At 42.8% G+C, this 3,941-nt stretch carries 5 protein-coding genes; 2 read left to right on the top strand and 3 right to left on the bottom strand.

The genetic code is table 11. The features are described 5' to 3' along the window. The coding region (locus tag ACEYJ7_RS10660; RefSeq protein WP_373779079.1) for an SDR family NAD(P)-dependent oxidoreductase at positions 1-182 on the bottom strand (182 nt) is incomplete at its 3' end. Positions 183-263: 81 nt separating this feature from the next. After that, positions 264-830 (bottom strand): TetR/AcrR family transcriptional regulator, encoded by a 567-nt coding sequence (locus ACEYJ7_RS10665; protein WP_373779080.1) that lies wholly within the window; start codon positions 828-830, stop codon positions 264-266. 158 nt (positions 831-988) lie between these two features. Between ACEYJ7_RS10665 and ACEYJ7_RS10670 the strand changes: the two genes are divergently transcribed. After that, positions 989-1,444 carry a DUF411 domain-containing protein gene (locus ACEYJ7_RS10670; protein WP_373779081.1) on the top strand — a complete coding sequence of 152 codons (456 nt, stop codon included), beginning with the start codon at positions 989-991 and terminating at the stop codon, positions 1,442-1,444. A gap of 11 nt (positions 1,445-1,455) precedes the next feature. Then, on the top strand, positions 1,456-3,003 hold the full coding sequence (locus ACEYJ7_RS10675) for a multicopper oxidase family protein (protein WP_373779082.1): 1,548 nt from the start codon (positions 1,456-1,458) through the stop codon (positions 3,001-3,003). 143 nt (positions 3,004-3,146) lie between these two features. Here ACEYJ7_RS10675 and ACEYJ7_RS10680 read toward each other — a convergent pair. Next, the coding region (locus ACEYJ7_RS10680; RefSeq protein WP_373779083.1) for a LysR substrate-binding domain-containing protein at positions 3,147-3,941 on the bottom strand (795 nt) is incomplete at its 5' end.

Genomic DNA, 3,941 nt, shown 5'->3' on the forward strand with positions numbered 1-3,941 from the left:
AGATCCTGCGCAATCACCCACGCCTTTATACCGTATTGGCTTTCCAATTCATAAGCCAGTTGCGCTAATTTGTCTTCAGAACGCGCCACCAATACAAGATTACCGCCTTTTTGTGCGTGAATTTTTGCCAGTTCCAACCCGATACCGTTTGATGCGCCGGTGATTAATGCTGTTTGTGTCATGTGTAACCCCTTTTTAGAAAATGATTAGTCAGTCAATTAAATTGGTAAAAAATAAGCGGAATCTGACCGCTTGTGTGCTTGCTAGTGATGGGAAATCGCTTTCCACATCATGGTAAAACCGAGCGTTTTATAAATATCGCGCTTGGTCGGTTCTTGTAAAATCTGTTGAATCGTCGCTTCAACCATCGCTTCCATCATTTTGATCGCAAACTCCAGTGGCGGAAAAAAGAGCTTATCCGCTTCCGCCGCGTTGAACATCTGTTGCATCGGCAAAAAGATCTGCTTCGCTTCCTGTCTTGCAGCTTCAGTCAAAACCGTTGAAACTTCCAACTGTTGCAAGGTTTGGCGCGCGTCGCGGTGTTCAATGCCCCAATCAATATAATGGTTCCATAAATGCAACAATTGAGATGCAAATTCCGCCTGCGGAAAATTCGGCATCACCGCTTGGGCGATGTGGCGTTTAATCTCCAAATAAGTGGCATTGAGCAAGGCTTCTTTGCTGTCGAAATAAGTAAACAACGACCCCGTCGCCACACCCGCATTTTTCGCAATTAATGCTGTGGTTGCCGATAATCCTTGCGTCGCAATCGTCTGAATGGTTGCTTGAATTAAGGTGTTGCGTTTATCTGAACTTAACGGACGAGCCATATCGATCCTTATTAAATGATTAATTAGTCATTTATTATAAGATAGAAAAAAGAAAAATCAACCTATTTTGTAAAAAAGCCAATATCTCTCTTGACCTTAACACTAGGTTAAGCTTTAACATTACACTCATTCAATCTCAATAAAAATAAGGATATCTTATGAAACTACGCAAACTCACCCGCTCATTGATGCTTTTAAGTTTAGGCATAACCGCATTTGCTCAAGCGCAAACGCTTTCTATGGAAGTGTGGAAAAGCCCGACTTGTGGTTGTTGTAATGAATGGATCAGCTATATGCAGAAAAACGGTTTTGAGGTTAAAGTCAACGAAACAGGCAATTATGATGCACATAAACGCTTCAACATCAAAGATGAACATACTTCTTGCCATACTGCTGTGGTTGATGGCTATGTGATTGAAGGACATGTGCCTGTAGAGAATATCAAACGTTTACTTGCAGAAAAACCCGATGCTGTTGGTTTGTCCGCACCTGGCATGCCGATTGGCTCACCCGGCATGGACGGCGAAGCCTACGGCGGACGTAAAGATCCTTATGATGTTGTTTTAATTAAGAAAAACGGTGAAAGTGAAGTGTTCAAATCCTATAACCAATAAGAGATGAGAGAATGAAACGTCGAGATTTTTTACGTTATGGAATTGGGCTTAGCTTAGCCAGTAGCTCGCTTTATAGCTTTGCGAATATGATGAACCACGCACAACACGGCAATATGGCGATGATGCATTCAGCACCTACTGGCTTAATGCCTCTCGAGGCGATGCCCTCAGGCTTATCACTCAATGGTATATTGCCAAAGCTTGCTAACCAATCCACTCAAGCTGGAGTATTCAAAGCCACTTTAAAAGCAGAGCCCATTAAAATTCGCCTCGCAGACAATAAAGAAACGGAATTTTGGGCTTATAACGGGCAACTACCCGGGCCACAAATTGAAGTATTTGAAGGCGATACCGTAGAAATTGAATTTATCAATCACCTACCACAACCCACAACGGTACATTGGCACGGTTTAGATGTGCCAAATGAAGCGGATGGTAACCCCATGGATATGATTGAACCACAAGGGAAAAAAATCTATCGCTTTACGCTACCCGAAGGCAGTGCAGGTACATATTGGTACCATCCTCATCCACATCATTATGTTTCCGAGCAAGTCTATAAAGGCTTAGCAGGTACTTTCGTTGTGAAAGCGAAAAATGATCCGCTTGCACACCTTCCTGAACAACATTGGGTTATTTCTGATCTGCGTTTAAATGCCGATGGTACCATTCCACCAAACACGATGTTAGATTGGATGAACGGACGTGAAGGGGAATTTGTGTTAATCAACGGTCAATATCAGCCCCAAATTCAAGTGAAAACGAATGAACGAATTCGTCTTTGGAATGCAACCAGCGCCCGTTATTTCCGTTTAAACATTCCAGGGGTGAAATGGATTGTGGTGGGGACAGAAGGTGGTTTACTTGAAAAACCACGCACTCCTGTTGATGAACTGCTACTCACACCAGCAGAACGCGTTGAAGTGATTATGGTGGGTGAAACGCAAGGCAAGGTTAATTTGCAAAGTGGCTATTATGATCGCCGTAAAATGATGGTGCAGGAACAGCCGAAAGATCTCACTTTAGCGACAATTCAGGTGAAATCAGAATCTATTCAGTTACCTGAAAGCTTAAGAAGCTTGCCTAACTGGGACGAACCAAAGCAAATTCGCCAAATTCGCTTTAGTGAAAAAATGATGAACCACACCAATATGCCAATGATGGATCATACCAAACATAGCTCCGCTATGATTACGACAGACAATCCTCTTCCGTCAATGATGGACGGTATGTTCCTAATCAATGGACAAACCTTTGATATAAACAGCATTGATTTTGTTGCCAAAGTCAATGAAGTAGAACAATGGGAAATTTTCAATGAAAGCCACATGGATCATCCATTCCATTTGCACGGTACTCAATTTGAAGTGATTCAACATACCTTAAACGGCAAAACCTTTAAACCAGAAGACAGAGCGTTAAAAGATGTGGTCAATTTACGCCCTTATGAAAAAGTGATTATTCGCTTTAAGCAAGGACACACAGGGTTGAAAATGTACCATTGCCATATTTTAGAACATGAAAATCTCGGCATGATGGGAATGTTTAAAGTGGAATAATCCACTCTAATGTACAAGCGGTCAGATACTTGTGAAAATTTGCAAATTGCAAAATTCAGGCAAGATCTGACCGCTTGTTGATCTGCACCCCAAAAGTTGGACACCTAAATTTGAGGTGCAGATTCTGTCCCATCCGTACTCATTTAACCATATCTTTTTTTCAAAATCTCCGTCAAACAATCAAACACAAACAGCACCCTTGGCGATGTAATAGTTTGATAGGGGCGGTATAAATACAGTTGCCATTTATCAATGGGGATTTCGGGGAAGAGTTTGACCAGCTCGCCGCGGTCAAAATGCGGTTTGCAGAACAGTTCGCTGATAAAGCCGACCACGTTGCCGCGTAGCACCGCTTTTAGCTCACATTCAGGGTCGGAGCTGTAAAAAAGCACTTCTCTTGGTAGCAATTTTTGCTCATCATTCATCGCTAAATCCCACGCACGCCCGGTTTCTACATTAATCGGCAAGGAAAAAGGAAAATTGCGCTGTAAATCGTCTAAATCTTTTGGTGTTCCTAAGCGCTCCAACAATTTCGGTGAAGCGACAATCCAATCTTGCAAATCGGCAATTTTGCGCACGATAAAATTCGGGTTCGGTTCAGGTCCGATACGTAAGCCAATATCAATACGATGTTCCACCGCATCAAATTTGGTCATATCTTCCCGCCAATCAATCACCAACTGCGGATAAGGCGCAAGTGCGGTCAAAAGTTCGTCTAAAATATTGTCGTTTTCACGCCAACGGGGAAAGGTAATCCGCACCACGCCCGCCATTTCGTCCGTTTGTTGTTTGCCTAATTTGAACAGATTATCGGTGTCCGCCAGCAGTTGTTTCGCTTTAATCAAAAACTGCTCGCCAAAATTAGTCAGCCGAATTTGGCGTGTATTTCGCTTAAACAACTGCTCTCCCAACTCCTGCTCTAATTCCGCAATCACACG

Origin of the sequence: Glaesserella sp. (assembly GCF_041814905.1) — a bacterium.
Classification (GTDB): Bacteria; Pseudomonadota; Gammaproteobacteria; order Enterobacterales; family Pasteurellaceae; genus Glaesserella.